Genomic DNA, 15883 nt, shown 5'->3' with positions numbered 1-15883 from the left:
TATAATGAAACCTATACCATCTATCTTGTTCCGCATTGCCTGTGCTTTTTCTCTTTGTTTTCTGTTTAATACTTTTGCTTATGCCCAGTTTTCTGTCGGCGTTTCCGGTGTGTTGTTCAATCATTTGGGCTCCGCTGCAGCAAACAGTACCGTGCGCACTGTAAAATCCGGGGATCAAGCCTATTTTGTAGCAAACCCCTTTAGTGTCAAAACAACTGCCAGCTACGGGTTCTTTATGCAGTTGCAGGGACATAACAGTGCAGATGTAGTAACCGGCTTAAAAATAGGTTACGATAAAATCAAGAGCGAGAATACGAATGTAATCATACCTGACCCTGTTTCTCCTTCGCGCGGCAGTGATTATTTTAACAATGATTACTTTAACCTAAACCCATACCTGGGCAGGCATTTTGAATTTAACCAATTAGCCGTTGAACTTACTGTTGGCGCCGAGGCTGCTTTTGCAGTGCAAAGTACAGAAACGTTTAAAGCGGGTACAACGGGTGCGCCCATAAACCAAACAGCCAGCAGGGGGCGTTTCACAGATTGGCGTGTAAAGCCCGCACTGGCCCTCACCTACAAGCGGGTGGGGCTGGATTTTAGCTATGCACGCGGCTTAACAAATTTGAACAAGAGTAGTGTAACTTCAATAGAGGGTGGAGCATACAGTCAACTTTTTAGATTGGGGTTAAGCTATGCACTTAATTAAGGCTTTCCATAAATTGATAGGCTGACTAAAAAGGAGCGATTGTCGATTTGTAAATGCTACCTCTGGCGTTACTTGTGTATTATCTTGTCAAAAGTGGGTGTTTTAACGGGGTAGCCAACAGATTACTTGCTGTATGTTTACCATATGAAAACGTCTCTGAAATTATTCTTATGGTTTGGGGCCTTCGTTACTGTGTCCCTGTTGTTTGCCATACTGGCTTTGAGCGTAGTTACGCTTGCCAAGTAGCTTTCTAACGCTTGGGCCGTCCGGTTTAAACAACAAAGCCCCCGAACTTTGTCGGAGGCTTCTGGGATTTAAAAATTAAGACCCGGTATTTTTTACCAAACCTTAATACGGTCTTCAGGCTTCTTGTACATTTTATCGCCTGGTTTAACGTCAAATGCCTGGTACCATGCATCAATATTAGTTAAAGGTGCGTTGGTACGATATTGTTCCGGAGAGTGCGGATCTGTTAAGATACGTGAAGCAGCCGATTCCGGACGCTGTAAACTTCTCCAAACCTGAGCCCAAGATAAGAAGAATCGTTGATCTGGCGTAAATCCATCGATTTTTGCACCAGATTGTCCTTCTTTTGTTTTCTTGAAGGCTTCGTAAGCGATATTCAGACCGCCAAGGTCGGCCAGGTTTTCGCCCAAAGTTAAACGGCCGTTTACGTGCATGGTGTCCAGGACGGTGTAATGATTGTACTGATCTACTACCGCATCCGCACGGGTTTTAAACTTGTCGGCATCTTCTTTCTTCCACCAGTCGCGCAGGCTGCCGTCGGCATCAAACTGACGGCCCTGATCGTCAAAACCATGGGTCATTTCGTGGCCGATTACCGCACCGATACCACCGTAATTGATCGCATCATCAGCATTAAAGTCAAAGAAAGGGAATTGAAGGATACCGGCAGGGAACACAATCTCGTTATTAACAGGGCTGTAGTAAGCGTTAACGGTCGGCGGTGTCATACCCCAGCGGGTTTTATCTACCGGTTTGCCCAGGTGGCTCACCATTTCATTATAACCCCAGATAGAAATACGCTCCAGGTTGCCATAATAATCATTACGGGCAATGGTAACGCCGTTATAAGCTTCCCATTTGTCAGGGTAGCCTATTTTAACGGTAAAAGCGTTCAGCTTTTTAAGCGCACGCGCCTTGGTCTCTGGTGTCATCCAGTCTAAACGCTGGATGCGGCCGCCTAACACGCCTTTCAGGTTGTTCACCAGGTTAACCATATATTGCTTTGCAGCAGGGGTAAAGTATTTCTCTACATAAAGCTGGCCCAGCAGTTCACCTAAAGAACCATTTACCATCTGTGCCATACGCTCTTCGCGCGGGGCCTGAACTTTCTGTCCACTCAATACACTGCTGAAGTTAAATGCAGCTTTGCTGAACGGCGAGCTTAGTTCTGTAGCGGAACCGCGCAGCACATAGCCTTTCAGGTAAACTTTCCAGTCTTCAACCGGAACGCTTGCCAGCATGGCATCAGCACTCTTCATAAAATCTGGCTGTGCCACCAGGATGCTGTCCTGGCCTTTGATCTTTAATTCAGGCAACAAGGTTACCCAGTTCAGGTGCGGGGTAGTTTTGCTGAAGTCTGCAACAGAGAACTTGTTATAAGTTTTATTAGGGTCGCGCATGGCTACGCGGCTCATTTGCAGTTTAGCCAATTCGGTTTCGATGCGGATAATTGTAGCTGCATTTTTTTCTGCAGTAGCCTGGTCTGTACCGGTTAAAGAGAAAAGGGTAGTCAGGTAAGTTTTATAAGCATCTAATACCTTTTTGTTACGGGCATTATCTACCAGGTAATAATCACGGTCTGGAAGGCTGGTGCCACCCTGGCCCATGCTGGTGATATATTTATCAGGATGTTTGGAATCTTGTCCGACACCAAAACGGAACAGCGGGCTGCCCACACCATTTACGCGCTGATAAACCAGTTCATTAACAACGCCGTTCAGATCCTTAATTTTATCTACACGTGCTAAATCACCCTTAATAGGCTCATAACCTCTTTTTTCAATGGTTACGGTGTCCATGCCGCTGGCATACAAGTCTGCTACGCGCTGCTTTACGCTGCCTTTAGGAAGGCCTTTCTGCGCGCTAACTTCTTTCAGAATAGTTCTTAGCTTTTTGTTGTTTTCCTCTGCCAGGATGCTGAAGCTGCCCCAGCGGGTTTCTTTGGCGGGGATAGTATTGTTTTTTAACCAGCCGCCGTTAGCGTATTCAAAAAAGTCGTCGCCCGGTTTTACAGATGGATCCATGTTGGCCGGATCAATAAATTTCTGTGGCGGATTTGGTTTCGGGTTTGTCCCATCGCCCGATGCGAATGCGTTTGCAGACATGCAAAATGCGCCTGCAAGCATCAAGTAAGTTAATTTCGATTTCATGAATTATTTAAAGAAAATTTGAAGTTAATAAAATATTAAGGTGCTGTGCAAGAGAAAAGTCTGTGGCGAGGGACGCGAATTGTAGCAAGGCCCGAAAAATATTTCGTTAAGGCTTCTAAACGCATTTTTAAATATTAAAAGAGGAATAAAACAAGTGTAAAAATTTTGTGGGACTTGGGATTGGCTAATAGACCATAGTCCATCGTTTGTTATACATAATCTATAGTAGATAGGTTGTAGTCGATGATCTATTGTCCATCGTCTATGGTCCATAGTCGTCTTTAGTCTTTTATCCATCGTCCACGGTCTATCATCTATGGACTCTCGGTACAAAACCTTATTTTTGCAGCTTATGAGTATTTCAAAAACATATCAACCCAAAGAAGCAGAAGACAAGTGGTATAGTTACTGGTTAACGCATAAATTTTTCCGTTCTGTACCGGACGAACGCGAGCCTTACACCATCGTCATCCCGCCGCCAAACGTCACCGGGGTGCTGCACATGGGACATATGTTAAATAATACCATACAGGATGTACTGATCCGCCGTGCCCGTATGCAGGGGAAAAATGCGTGCTGGGTACCAGGTACAGACCATGCCAGTATCGCGACCGAAGCTAAAGTAGTGGCGATGCTGAAAGAGCAAGGTATCAGCAAGAAAGACCTTACCCGAGAAGAATTCTTGAAGTATGCCTGGGAGTGGAAAGAGAAGTATGGCGGTATCATCCTTGATCAGCTGAAAAAACTGGGTGCTTCCTGCGATTGGGACCGTACCCGCTTTACCATGGAGGATGATCTGTCTGAAGCGGTAATTGATACCTTTATCCACCTGTATAAAAAAGGATGGATCTACCGTGGTGTGCGGATGGTAAACTGGGACCCGCAGGGGAAAACTGCGGTTTCTGACGAAGAAGTAATCCGCAAAGAGGTAAATCAGAAACTTTATTATATAAGGTATGAGATTGCGGGTGACCAGTTGCCAGCTACCAGTGATGAAAATACTGACAACTCGCAACTTGTAACTCGCAACTACCTCATCATCGCCACCACCCGTCCGGAAACGATCATGGCGGACTCGGCTATTTGTATCAACCCGAACGATCCGCGTTATACGCATTTGAAAGGTAGGAAAGCGATGATCCCGCTGATCAACCGCGAAATACCGATCATTGAAGACGAATACGTAGAGATGGAATTTGGTACCGGTTGTTTGAAAGTTACACCGGCGCACGATCTGAACGATTATCAGCTCGGCCAGAAACATCACCTGGAAGTGATCGATATCCTGAATGATGACGGTACCCTGAATGAGAAGGCGCAGATACTGGTAGGCGAAGACCGCTTTGCGGCGCGTAAGAAAATAGCCGTATTGCTGGAAGAAGCCGGTTCGCTGGAGAAAGTAGAAGATTATAAATCGCAGATCGGTTTTTCTGAACGTACTGACGCTGTTATCGAGCCGCGACTTTCTATGCAGTGGTTTTGTAAAATGGGCGAAATGGCTAAGCCAGCGCTGGGTTATGTGTTAGATGGCGAGGTAAAACTGATCCCCGATAAGTTTGTGAATACCTATCGCCACTGGATGGAAAACGTTCAGGACTGGTGTATCAGCCGCCAGCTATGGTGGGGGCAGCGCATACCGGCCTGGTATAACGAGAAAGGCCAATGGGTGGTAGCCAAAACCGAAGCAGAGGCGAAAACCGAATTTGAGAAAGCAGGTATTGCTTATCAATCCATCAGCCAGGAAGAAGACGTGGTAGATACCTGGTTCTCTTCATGGTTGTGGCCAATATCTGTATTTGATGGCTTTAAAAACCCGGACGGTGCAGACATCAACTATTACTATCCGACAAATGACCTGGTAACCGCGCCGGAGATTTTATTCTTCTGGGTGGCCCGGATGATTATGGCCGGGCACGAATTCCGCGGAAAGAAACCTTTTACAAACGTGTACCTGACCGGTATTGTACGGGATAAGTTGGGCCGTAAAATGTCTAAATCTTTAGGCAACTCGCCCGACCCGCTTGGACTGATAGAAAAGTATGGTGCAGACGGCGTTCGTGTAGGTATCCTACTTTCTTCACCGGCAGGTAACGACCTGATGTTCGACGAAAGCTATTGCGAACAGGGCCGTAACTTCGCTAACAAAGTGTGGAACGCGTTCAGGCTGGTAAAGGGATGGTCTGTAGATGAAAGCCTTCCTTTTGTAAATGATAAAGCGGTGAACTGGTTTAGCAGCCGGTTCAGCGAAGCACTGCAGGAAATTAACGATAACTTCGGCCAGTACCGCCTATCAGAAGCGCTGATGGCCACTTATAAACTTGTATGGGACGATTTTTGCGCATGGTACCTGGAGATGGTGAAGCCGGGTTACCAGCAGCCCATCGATCAGCAAACGTATAAAGCTACCGTATCCTTTTTTGAAGATATTTTAAAGCTGTTGCATCCATTTATGCCTTTCCTTACCGAGGAGCTATGGCACGACGAGATCTTCGGAACCCGTGCGGAAATGGACTGTTGTATTGTGGCGAAAATGCCCGTTTTTGTAGAAATTAATCCACAGGTTTTACAAGAGGTTGAAGCAATTAAGCAGGTAATCTCGGGTATCAGAAATATCAGGAACACCAAACAGATCTCTCCGAAAGATGCGCTGGAATTAAATATCCGTCATAATTCGGTTGTCGACTATCCGGCTTATAAAGAAATGATCTGCAAGCTCGGAAACATCAGCGAGGTAAGCATGGTGTCAGAACAGGTTGCCGGGGCGGCAGGCTTTATGGTACTTACAGACGAGTTCTACGTGCCGCTGAACGAAAATATAGATGTAGATGCCGAACGTGAACGTTTGCAAAAAGAACTGGAATACCTGCATGGCTTCCTTAAATCTGTAAACGCCAAGTTAAGCAACGAGCGTTTTGTGCAGAATGCCAAACCAGAGATTGTAGAGAATGAGCAGCGCAAACGCGCCGATGCAGAAGCCAAAATAAAAGCCATCGAAGAAAATCTGAACGTTTTGGCAGGCTAATTGCAAATAGTTAATGCTTAAAAATAGTGGACCTTGTTATCGTAACATTATTCCGCTATTTTTAAGGTTAGCTCCCTTTTGCATCGGCCAATATGTCGCATAAACCAGGTTTTTTAAATTTATCGTTAAAGCAGATCATACGCAAGGATCATTCGATTCTCGACGTTGCCCGTATTCGCCTGCTTTATTATGGCTTATGGCTGGCTTTTATTGCGGTAATTGCGTTGATGATTACTTTCGGTGCACAGGGAAGCAATCTTTCTTTATATATGGCACAGGGGGCTTCACTTATCCTGTTAGCCCTTTTTAAATACTTAACCTGGCGTGCAGATTGGCGGCGTATTGCGCATGTACTGCTCATCCTGATCACCGTTGCTAACCTGGCAAATGTGTACGTGGTGTTGCAGACCGTAAACCTGGTTACCCTACAGCTCATCCTGATCATCGTACTGTTTAGCTTTTACATGTTGGGCCAAAGTTTCGGCTTGTTTTACTCACTGGTAAATATCATCCCGGTGCTGGCCTTTATGGTGCTGGAATACCACAGCGGTTACATCATCAACTTCAAGCCAGAAAAGGTAGATGATTCTGTGACCATCATTGCCGTATTGGCCAATTTCATCCTGATCATTTTCATCCACAGCCATTTTTACGGCGCTTTTTTAAAGAACATCAGGCAGCTGAAGCAAACCAGCGAGAAGCAATCGCAATTGAACGCGCAGATGGAAAGTGCGATCAATAAAGCAGAGAAATCATCGCAGGCGAAGTCTGAATTCCTGTCGACCATGTCGCACGAGATTCGTACCCCGCTGAACGCAGTGATTGGTATGTCCAACTTGCTGATGATGAACAACCCACGCCATGATCAGAAAGAGAACCTGGAAATATTGAAGTTTTCTGCCAGCAACTTGTTGGCTATTGTGAATGACGTGCTCGACTTTAACAAGATCGAGTCGGGTAAGTTAGAGTTCGAGAATATCCGTTTTAACCTGGCCGAATTGCTGCACAACATCTGCGGAAGCCAGAATATCAAAGCAAATGAGAAAGGCTTGAATTTTCATTTGCAGATAGACGAATCGCTAAAACATAGGACCATCATTGGTGACCCTACGCGGTTAACGCAGGTAATCTTTAACCTGGTGAGCAATGCCATTAAGTTTACCGATAAGGGTAACATTTGGGTGAAGGCAGCCTGTATAGAAGATCGTCACAATACCATCACCATTAGTTTTTCGATTAAGGATACCGGTATTGGTATTAAGAAAGAAAACCTGGCGAACATCTTCCAGCCTTTTGCGCAGGAATCCATGACCATTACCCGGCAGTATGGCGGCACCGGTTTAGGACTGGCTATTGTAAAACAATTGCTGGAACTGCAGGGCGTAAATATGTATGTGGATACCAAGGTGAACGTGGGGTCTGAATTCTCATTCAATATGCAATTCCCGGTGCCCACAGATCAGGAGGTTAAAAAGCCGGTGGTACAGCAAATACAAGCAAAGCAGCAGGTGGAACCCGCTCCTGTACCTACGGCAGAACAGTCAGCAGGTGTGTTAAGTGAAATTAAGGTGCTTATTGCAGAGGATAACCCGGTGAACGTGATGCTGATGAAGAAGCTGCTTTCTAAGTGGGATATTACGCCTACGTTTGCAGAGAACGGTGCACGGGCAGTTGAACTGGTGCAATATGGTAATTTCGATATTATACTGATGGACCTTCAAATGCCGGTAATGAATGGCTTTGATGCTTCAAAAGAAATAAGGAAGCTGCCGGACAGCCGCAAATCTAACGTGCCAATAGTCGCGCTTACCGCATCTGCGCTGGTAGACATCCGCGAACAGATTTTTAGCGCGGGTATGAATGATTATATCTCTAAACCATTTAAGCCGGAAGACCTGCGCGATAAGATGCTGGAACTAACCACCGTAGCCTAATTACCGGTAAGCGGGCAGTTCGGGCAAAAAAGCATAGCGTTCTTCACTAAAATCAATCCGGCAATAATAATGACTGAGGCCATTGGTTACGGCAAGCAGCGGCAACCGGTGTACCATGTTATATCTTGCCGCCTGGTCGAAAACCTGCTGGTCTATCTTCACCCCAGGGGCTTTGCATTCTACCAGTAGAATTTTCTCACCAAGCGAATTGTAAACCACAATGTCCGACCGTTTGGCCAGTCCGTTCAGTTTCAATCCGCCTTCTAATTTGATCAGCGTTTTGGGGTAGCCTTTTTGATTGATCAGGTACTGTACGAAATGTTGACGTACCCATTCTTCTGGTGTTAAAACCAGTTCTTTCTTCCTGATCTCGTCAAACAGCAGCAGACGGCTTCCGTCATCCCTTATTTTAAAAGGATAGGGTGGTAAATTAAGGGGCTGCAATACGCTCACGAAGGCAAAGTTAAGCTAAAAACCAGCACCCGGACGGGGATGTTAAAATTTAGGAAAGCTGCACAACCTACCTGCATTATTTGTAATTTGCACCAGATTGGTATGACTGCTGCAGATATCCTTAAAGATCTTAAAAACCGTAAATATAAGCCCGTTTACCTGTTACACGGCGAGGAGCCGTATTTCATTGACGTGGTAAGCGATTACATAGAGCACCAGCTGCTGCCCGAACATGAAAAGGGCTTTAACCAAACGGTGCTGTATGGTAAGGATACCGAGATGATGACGGTGCTGAACGCGGCCAAACGCTACCCCATGATGGCCGACTACCAGGTGGTATTGGTTAAGGAAGCGCAGGATTTGAAATGGGGTAAGGATGATGACGATAAGAAAAGCATTAATCCTTTACAGAGCTATCTGGAAAGCCCACTGCCAAGTACCATCCTTGTTTTCTGCTACAAGTACGGCAAATTCGATAAACGTAAGAAGGCTTATAAAGCGATTGAAAAGACGGGACTGATCTTTGAATCGGCAACGTTGTATGATAATAAGATTCCCGGCTGGATAGAAGGTTACGTGGTTGATAAGAAATACAAGATAAGTTCGCAGGCCGCAAATATGCTTGCCGAGTATCTGGGGAACGATCTTTCTAAAATTGCCAACGAACTGGATAAACTGATGCTGAACATTGCAGAAGGGCAGGAGATCACCCTTAAGCAGATTCAGGATAATATCGGCATCAGCAAAGAGTACAACGTTTTTGAGTTGCAAGCGGCGCTTGCACGTAAAGACGTGGTGAAGGCAAACCAGATCATCAATTACTTCGAGGCTAATCCAAAATCAAACCCCATTGTAGTGATACTGGCCAACCTGTACAGCTACTTCAGTAAAATTTTACAGTGGCACTATCTTAAAGACCGCTCGCAGCAGAATGTGGCGCGCGAGTTGGGTGTTAGCCCGTACTTTGTAAAGGATTATGAACAAGCCGCCCGCAGCTACGATTACGGGAAAAGCATGCAGGTGATCAGTTTACTGCGTGAGTACGATCTGAAAACAAAAGGTCTCGATTCAGCTGCTACGCATGGCGAGCTAATGAAAGAGCTGCTTTTCAAGATTCTGCACTGATCATTCGCCGGTATCGGGCTGATAATCCAGGTCGAACTCCAGATCGTCTGTATTAAACTGCTGTATCACGCCAGATTGCAGTTTTACTTCTACCGCATCATCGTCGTTAAACTGTTGTGCGTTCACAATTCCCTTTTCATCTGTAGCGGTTATAATTACCGCATCGCCATATTCAAATAAGCCGTTCTTCATCTTCTCGGGTTTATTTAGCTGTAACACCAAGAAGATGAAGAATGTTTATGCCAATTAATGTATCGGCCTTAATATGCGGTTCCAGCGAATTTTATCGAGGAAGCTTCCTGTGCTATCGATACTCATCCAGGTGATCATCGCTTTACCTACGATGTGATCTTCGGGCACAAAACCCCATACGCGGGAGTCTTCTGAATTATGGCGGTTATCGCCCATCATCCAGTAATAGTTTTGCGAGAAAGTATAATCTGTAGCCGGTTTTTGGTCTACAAAATATTGGCTTCCTTTCTTTGTAATATGATGATGTTCGTACGCGCTGATGGTAGTTGCGTAAAGCGTAGCGGTAGAATCCGTCAGGCGGATTTTCCAGCCTTTTTTAGGAACAGTAAGCGGACCGAAGTTATCCTGGTTCCATTTGTAAAGCGCCTGGTGTGGGAATATTCCCGGATCATACAAGCCTTTTGGTTCCACCACGGCTTCCATCGATTTAACGTTAGATATCTTTTTCACCGCCTGTAAGGACTCATTAGGGATGATCATCTCGTAACTATCTTCTGTTGGCTGGCGAAATATTTCTACGTGCAGTTGCTGCAATAATTCGGGATTAAGCGGTCGGCCGTCGGTTACCACCAGGTAAGAGGTTTGTGCTTTTGGCGCATTTTTAACGGCAACGCCGTTGGCATATACCTGGGAGTTGACAATGGTGAGCACGTCGCCGGGCAAGGCCTGGCAACGCTTAATATAATGCACGCGCATATCAACCGGTTTAGCCGTATCTGGCGGGTAGTTGAATACCACTACATCGCCCCGTTTTACTTCTGAAAGGCCCGGTAAACGGTAGTAGGGGAGCTGCAGCTTGTCCCAATAAGTTTTTATGCTGTTGTTGAAAACGGTTGACTCGGTAAAAGGAATAGCTATTGGCGTAATAGGCATCCTGGGGCCGTAGTTAAGTTTGCTAACAAACAGGTAATCGCCGGTAAGCAGCGAACTTTCCATAGAGCCGGAGGGAATAGCATACGCAGAAAATAATAATCCGCGAATGATAGAAGAGGCCACCACGGCGAATAAAAGGGCATCGGCCCATTCACGTGCTTTACTCTTTTTAGGCTTGCTAACTACTGTCTGCTTCTTAAAAAAGTTCCATTTCATCAGTCCGGTTGTTTATTAGGTTTAAAAATTAGAGTGTGCGAAAGCTGCTTTGTTACAGTAAATGAAAGTTTTAGCATCAGGGTATGTAGTATGAACAAGGGAGGCTGTAACAATAAGGCGAGATTATTCACTTTTTGCTTTTAGCGCCTACGTGTTCACAAACAATATTTATATTAGACGCTCTTAAAAACCATGTTAAATCTACAATTATCATGAAACTGGATAGTCGCCGCGATTTCCTTACCAAAGCTGTTACTGCGGGCTTAGCGGCAGTTACCGTGCCTGCCATTATTACCTCTGCTTTTGCAGAAAGCAGCCTGAAAAAGAAGGTAGAACTGAACGAAAAGGATGTGATCCTGCTGCAGGGAGATTCTATTACCGATTGGGGCCGCGACAAAAAGCAGACAGTGCCTAACAGTTCCGGCGCTTTAGGTAATGGTTATGCTGCTGTAGTAGGCGGTGGGTTGCTTTACAAATATCCGACTAAAGCCTTACAGGTTTATAACAAAGGCATCAGCGGGAACAAGGTTTACCAGTTGGCAGATCGCTGGAATGACGACTGCCTGGCGCTGAAGCCAAACGTGCTGAGTATTTTAATTGGTGTTAATGATTTCTGGCATACCTTAACCGGCGGCTACAAAGGCACCATAGATACTTATCGAAAAGATTATGCGGCCTTGCTTGACAGAACCAAACAAGCGCTGCCGGACGTTAAACTGATTATTGGCGAACCGTTCGCGTTAAAAGACGTAAAAGCCGTTGACGATAAATGGTACCCCACTTTTGACGAATACCGGGTAGCAGCAAAGGAAATTGCACAACAATATAATGCCGTGTTTATTCCTTATCAATCTATCTTTAATAAGGCTCTTGAACTGGCCCCCGGCAGTTACTGGACTACAGACGGCGTACACCCAAGCGTGGCAGGTGCTAACCTGATGGGCCACGCCTGGCTGGAAACAATTAAGGGTTAGTTTTTAGAAGCAAGATATTAGAGACAAGAAGCAGGACCTTGTTTCCTTTGTCTTATTTTATCGCGTTAGAAAATAGAGAGCCAGGGAGCGAGAAATTTGCTTACTGGCTTTTTTAGTTGCCATTAACTCTATGTAAATCTTGTCTCTTGTTTCTTGATTCCTGTCTCTTGCCTCTTGACGCTCAAAAGGGTATCTTTGTATGTAAATGATTGCTATAAATAACCTTACGTTCGAGATTGGTGCGAGAGCTCTTTATGACGAAGCCAACTGGCATATTAAACCCGGGGAAAAAATAGGCCTGATCGGTGCTAACGGTACCGGTAAAACTACCTTACTGAAGTTGATCGTTGGTGACTATACGCCCACCTCTGGTTCTATTTCAAAGTCTAAAGACCTGACCATTGGTTATTTAAATCAGGATCTGCTGTCTTATGCTTCAGAAAAATCTATCCTGCATGTGGCAATGGAAGCATTCGAACGCCAAAACCAGCTGCATACCGAGATTGAAAACCTGCTAAAAAAGCTGGAAACCGACTATAGCGAAGATTTACTGAATAAACTGAGCGATAAACAGCACGAGTTTGAATCGCTCGATGGTTATAATATCGAATACAAAGCGCATGAGATTTTAGCAGGTCTGGGTTTTACCGAAGAAGATACACATCGTAAGCTCAGCACCTTTTCTGGTGGATGGCGTATGCGTGTAATGCTGGCTAAAATTCTGTTACAGGCACCGGACATCCTGCTGCTCGATGAGCCTACCAACCACTTAGACTTACCATCGATCCAGTGGCTGGAAGAATACCTGCGTAACTTTGAAGGTGCCATCGTCATCGTATCACACGACCGCTGGTTCCTCGACAAGGTAATTAACCGCACGGTGGAATCTCGCAAAGGGAAGTTAACTGTTTACGCTGGTAACTATACCTTCTACCTGGAAGAGAAAGCCCTGCGTGAAGAAATCCAGCGCGGGGAGTATAAAAACCAGCAGGCCAAAATCAAGCAGGAAGAAAGACTGATCGAACGTTTCCGGGCGAAGGCTTCTAAAGCTAAAATGGCGCAGTCGCGCATCAAGATGCTGGAAAAGATGGACCGTGTGGATGATGTGGATGATGATAACCCAACGGTAAACTTCACTTTCAAGTTCAGCAAGCAATCCGGTCGAAATGTAGTAAACATTGAAGATCTGAGTAAAAGCTACCCTAATCTTCAGATCTTAAGCCACTCAGATGCTGTAATTGAAAAAGGCGACAAAATTGCGCTGATCGGTGCGAACGGACGTGGTAAGTCAACCTTATTGAGAATTATTGCAGGGACAGACCACGAGTTTACCGGTAAAGCGGATACTGGTTATAACGTAACCAAAACCTTCTTTGCGCAGCACCAGTTGGAATCGCTGCATCTGGATAACGAAATCCTGGCAGAGTTGCAGGCTTTTGCGCCACGACATACCGAAACTGAATTGCGTTCAATTTTGGGTAGCTTCCTGTTTACAGGCGATGATGTGTTCAAAAAGATCAGGGTGTTATCCGGTGGCGAGAAGTCGCGTGTGGCATTGGCTAAGGCATTGACTGCTGACGCTAACTTCCTGATTCTGGATGAGCCTACCAACCACCTGGATATGCAATCGGTAAATATCCTGATCCAGGCCCTACAGCAGTATGAAGGAACGGTGATTGCCGTATCGCACGACCGTCACTTTCTGGCAAATATTGCCAATAAGATATGGTTTATTGAAGACCAGAAGATCAAGGAATATCCGGGTACGTATGTAGAGTACGAAGAATGGATGGCTAAAAGGAAAGTTCAGCCTAAAGCCGCTGCATCTGCGCCAAAGAAGGAAGAAAAGAAAGAAGCGCCTAAGCAGCAACAACCCTCTGAAGACAAAAGCAAGCAGCTGAAAAAACTGAACAGCGATCTGCAAAAAATGGAAGACCAAATCGCTGCCCTCGAAAAGGAAGTGAAGCAGTATGAAGAAAAGCTGGCAGATCCTGCCGTATTTAATGATCAGGCAAAGCTTGCGGATACCAACAGCGGGTATCAGCAAAAGCAGAATCAGCTAAAACTACTACAGCAGCAGTGGGAGACACTGGCCGAGCAGATTATGGAACTGGAAGCGTAGCTTTGCTTTGATGTCATTGCGAGGAGGAACGACGAAGCAATCTTAACAGATAAGTACAATCGGCCCAGATTGCCACGACCTTTTCAAGGTCTCGCAATGACAGCTGTTTTAAAATAAAGAACAAAAGAAATTAAAGTAGAAATGTCATTGCGAGAAGGAACGACGAAGCAATCTCAACGAATAATCACAATTGGCCCAGATTGCCACGACCTTTTCAAGGTCTCGCAATGACAGCTGTTTTAAAATAAAGAACAAAAGAAATTAAAGTAGAAATGTCATTGCGAGAAGGAACGACGAAGCAATCTCAACGGATAATCACAATCGACCAGATTGCCACGGCCTTTTAAAGGTCTTGCAATGACAATATTTAGTTAAACACATTTAAACCGTCATTGCGATGAGCAAATGCGAAGAAGCAATCACCAATAATACCTTTCTTTCAAAAAGAATTAAGATTGCTTCGTTCCTCGCAATGACGATGTTGGGATTAATTTCTCTTTCCTCTACAGCCCAACCCTATACCGATCAAACTTTTCAGCCGCAAATAAAAACCGTTCAGTTTTACAATGCGGCAAAAGAAAATTCTTTACCGGTAATTACGCTGAATAGCGCGGAACAACTCTTGCTTAGCTTTGATGATCTGAGCACCAATAGCCGGAACTTTAGCTATACCATCGAGCATTGTGATGCCGCGTGGAATTCGTCGCGCATATCGCCAACAGAATACCTGCAAAGTTTTACGGAAGACCGGATCATGGATTACCGCTACTCTGTAACTACGCTGAAGAAGTACATCCATTACGAACTGACGCTACCCAACAGGAACATTGCGCCAAAGCTTCCGGGTAATTATGTGCTAAAAGTTTACGAGGATGGCGACCCGAATAAAATAGTGCTAACACAACATTTTTACGTGGTCAGTTCGCGGGCAAGTATCCAGGCAGAAGTAGTACCATCGGCCAATGTGGCCCTACGGCAAACTAACCAGAAGGTAAACTTCCAGGTAGATTTTGCGGGTATGGCGGTACAGAATCCTTATAGTGATATCCGAGTGTTGGTGATGCAAAATGGGCGGTATGAGTTGGGGCAAATGAATACCCGGCCCACTTTTATTCGCGGGTCTTCGCTGGTATATAACGACATCGCGATTAATGATTTCCCTGGCGGTAACGAATTCCGGCATTTCGATATCCGTTCGCTCCGGCTTAACTCCGAGCAGATAGGCCGTATCTTTCGCGATACCGCCAACACCGTTTTACTGCTGACAGACCAAAAGCGCGGGCAGGATAATTACCTGTTCCAGTATGATAATGATGGCGGCTTTTTCATCCTTAACCAGGAAGGCCGCGACCCTAAAACGGATGCCGATTATGCACGGGTTTATTTTAATCTGGCAGCTTCCGGTTCTTCTGCTGATCAGGAGGTGTACCTGGTTGGTAAATTCAACAATTACCGCACCGATGCCCAAAGCAAAATGGAGTACGATGCTACCCGCGGACGATACTACTATAACGCATTATTTAAGCAAGGCGTTTACGATTACGAATACGTGATGCTGAACAGTAACCATCAGCCGGATATTTCTACAACAGAAGGTAATCATTTCGAAACCCAGAATACGTACCAAATATTGGTTTACTACCGTCCGCCTGGCGCACGTTGGGAAGAGCTGATCGGTTTCAGGCAGATCAGCACAGTGGGAAGGTAAATAGGGCTTGGGTTAGTGCGATTCCTTCCCATTGGGAAGGAGGAGGAAGGGGTTGAAGAAATAAACCCCTCCCTGACCCTCCCGAGGGAGTGATATCTA

General features: G+C 45.4%; 11 protein-coding genes. 7 read left to right on the top strand and 4 right to left on the bottom strand.

Annotated elements, in window-relative coordinates; translation table 11 throughout:
• The first annotated feature begins 4 nt into the window (after positions 1–4).
• The gene (locus MUY27_RS10260; protein WP_245129929.1) at positions 5–709 is read left to right on the top strand and encodes a hypothetical protein; all 705 of its coding nucleotides are present in this window, start codon (positions 5–7) and stop codon (positions 707–709) included.
• 338 nt (positions 710–1047) lie between these two features.
• Here MUY27_RS10260 and MUY27_RS10255 read toward each other — a convergent pair whose 3' ends face one another.
• Positions 1048–3105, bottom strand: a complete 2058-nt coding sequence (locus MUY27_RS10255; RefSeq protein WP_245129928.1) for a M13 family metallopeptidase — start codon at positions 3103–3105, stop codon at positions 1048–1050.
• A gap of 352 nt (positions 3106–3457) precedes the next feature.
• On the opposite strand from MUY27_RS10255, the gene MUY27_RS10250 reads away from it, so the two are divergent.
• Positions 3458–6127 (top strand): valine--tRNA ligase, encoded by a 2670-nt coding sequence (locus MUY27_RS10250; RefSeq protein WP_245129927.1) that lies wholly within the window; start codon positions 3458–3460, stop codon positions 6125–6127.
• Positions 6128–6219: 92 nt separating this feature from the next.
• Positions 6220–8061: a response regulator gene (locus MUY27_RS10245; protein WP_245129926.1), complete on the top strand. Its 1842-nt coding sequence runs from the start codon at positions 6220–6222 to the stop codon at positions 8059–8061.
• Here MUY27_RS10245 and MUY27_RS10240 read toward each other — a convergent pair whose 3' ends face one another.
• Positions 8062–8514: a type I restriction enzyme HsdR N-terminal domain-containing protein gene (locus MUY27_RS10240; RefSeq protein WP_245129925.1), complete on the bottom strand. Its 453-nt coding sequence runs from the start codon at positions 8512–8514 to the stop codon at positions 8062–8064.
• Between the two features lie 102 nt (positions 8515–8616).
• Here MUY27_RS10240 and holA point away from each other — a divergent pair, with 102 nt between their 5' ends.
• Positions 8617–9639, top strand: coding sequence for a DNA polymerase III subunit delta (gene holA, locus MUY27_RS10235; protein ID WP_245130242.1), 1023 nt, complete (start codon positions 8617–8619; stop codon positions 9637–9639).
• Here holA and MUY27_RS10230 read toward each other — a convergent pair whose 3' ends face one another.
• Together MUY27_RS10230 and lepB are read right to left on the bottom strand one after the other, a co-directional pair.
• Positions 9640–9831 (bottom strand): hypothetical protein, encoded by a 192-nt coding sequence (locus MUY27_RS10230; RefSeq protein WP_245129924.1) that lies wholly within the window; start codon positions 9829–9831, stop codon positions 9640–9642.
• A 54-nt stretch (positions 9832–9885) separates the two neighbouring features.
• Entirely contained in the window at positions 9886–10980 is a 1095-nt protein-coding gene (gene lepB / locus MUY27_RS10225) for a signal peptidase I (RefSeq protein ID WP_245129923.1), read from the bottom strand.
• Positions 10981–11192: 212 nt separating this feature from the next.
• Here lepB and MUY27_RS10220 point away from each other — a divergent pair, with 212 nt between their 5' ends.
• The 3 genes from MUY27_RS10220 to MUY27_RS10210 all read left to right on the top strand — a co-directional run bounded on the left by MUY27_RS10220 (position 11193) and on the right by MUY27_RS10210 (position 15784).
• Positions 11193–11954, top strand: a complete 762-nt coding sequence (locus MUY27_RS10220; RefSeq protein ID WP_245129922.1) for an SGNH/GDSL hydrolase family protein — start codon at positions 11193–11195, stop codon at positions 11952–11954.
• Positions 11955–12159: 205 nt separating this feature from the next.
• Positions 12160–14076, top strand: coding sequence for an ABC-F family ATP-binding cassette domain-containing protein (locus tag MUY27_RS10215; protein ID WP_245129921.1), 1917 nt, complete (start codon positions 12160–12162; stop codon positions 14074–14076).
• A gap of 397 nt (positions 14077–14473) precedes the next feature.
• Positions 14474–15784, top strand: a complete 1311-nt coding sequence (locus MUY27_RS10210; protein WP_245129920.1) for a type IX secretion system plug protein — start codon at positions 14474–14476, stop codon at positions 15782–15784.
• The last annotated feature ends 99 nt before the right edge of the window (positions 15785–15883 follow it).

The organism is Mucilaginibacter straminoryzae (assembly GCF_022953055.1).
GTDB classification, from domain to species: Bacteria; Bacteroidota; Bacteroidia; order Sphingobacteriales; family Sphingobacteriaceae; genus Mucilaginibacter; species Mucilaginibacter straminoryzae.
The sequence above is the reverse complement of the archived record's forward strand: the minus strand, read 5'-3'. Positions and strand labels throughout refer to the sequence as shown.

Coding starts and splice junctions, on each gene's coding strand:
- MUY27_RS10260 (WP_245129929.1), top strand. CDS start 5: ATGAAACCTATACCATCTATCTTGTTCCGCATTGCCTGTGCTTTTTCT.
- MUY27_RS10255 (WP_245129928.1), bottom strand. CDS start 3,105: ATGAAATCGAAATTAACTTACTTGATGCTTGCAGGCGCATTTTGCATG.
- MUY27_RS10250 (WP_245129927.1), top strand. CDS start 3,458: ATGAGTATTTCAAAAACATATCAACCCAAAGAAGCAGAAGACAAGTGG.
- MUY27_RS10245 (WP_245129926.1), top strand. CDS start 6,220: ATGTCGCATAAACCAGGTTTTTTAAATTTATCGTTAAAGCAGATCATA.
- holA (WP_245130242.1), top strand. CDS start 8,617: ATGACTGCTGCAGATATCCTTAAAGATCTTAAAAACCGTAAATATAAG.
- MUY27_RS10230 (WP_245129924.1), bottom strand. CDS start 9,831: ATGAAGAACGGCTTATTTGAATATGGCGATGCGGTAATTATAACCGCT.
- lepB (WP_245129923.1), bottom strand. CDS start 10,980: ATGAAATGGAACTTTTTTAAGAAGCAGACAGTAGTTAGCAAGCCTAAA.
- MUY27_RS10220 (WP_245129922.1), top strand. CDS start 11,193: ATGAAACTGGATAGTCGCCGCGATTTCCTTACCAAAGCTGTTACTGCG.
- MUY27_RS10215 (WP_245129921.1), top strand. CDS start 12,160: ATGATTGCTATAAATAACCTTACGTTCGAGATTGGTGCGAGAGCTCTT.
- MUY27_RS10210 (WP_245129920.1), top strand. CDS start 14,474: ATGAGCAAATGCGAAGAAGCAATCACCAATAATACCTTTCTTTCAAAA.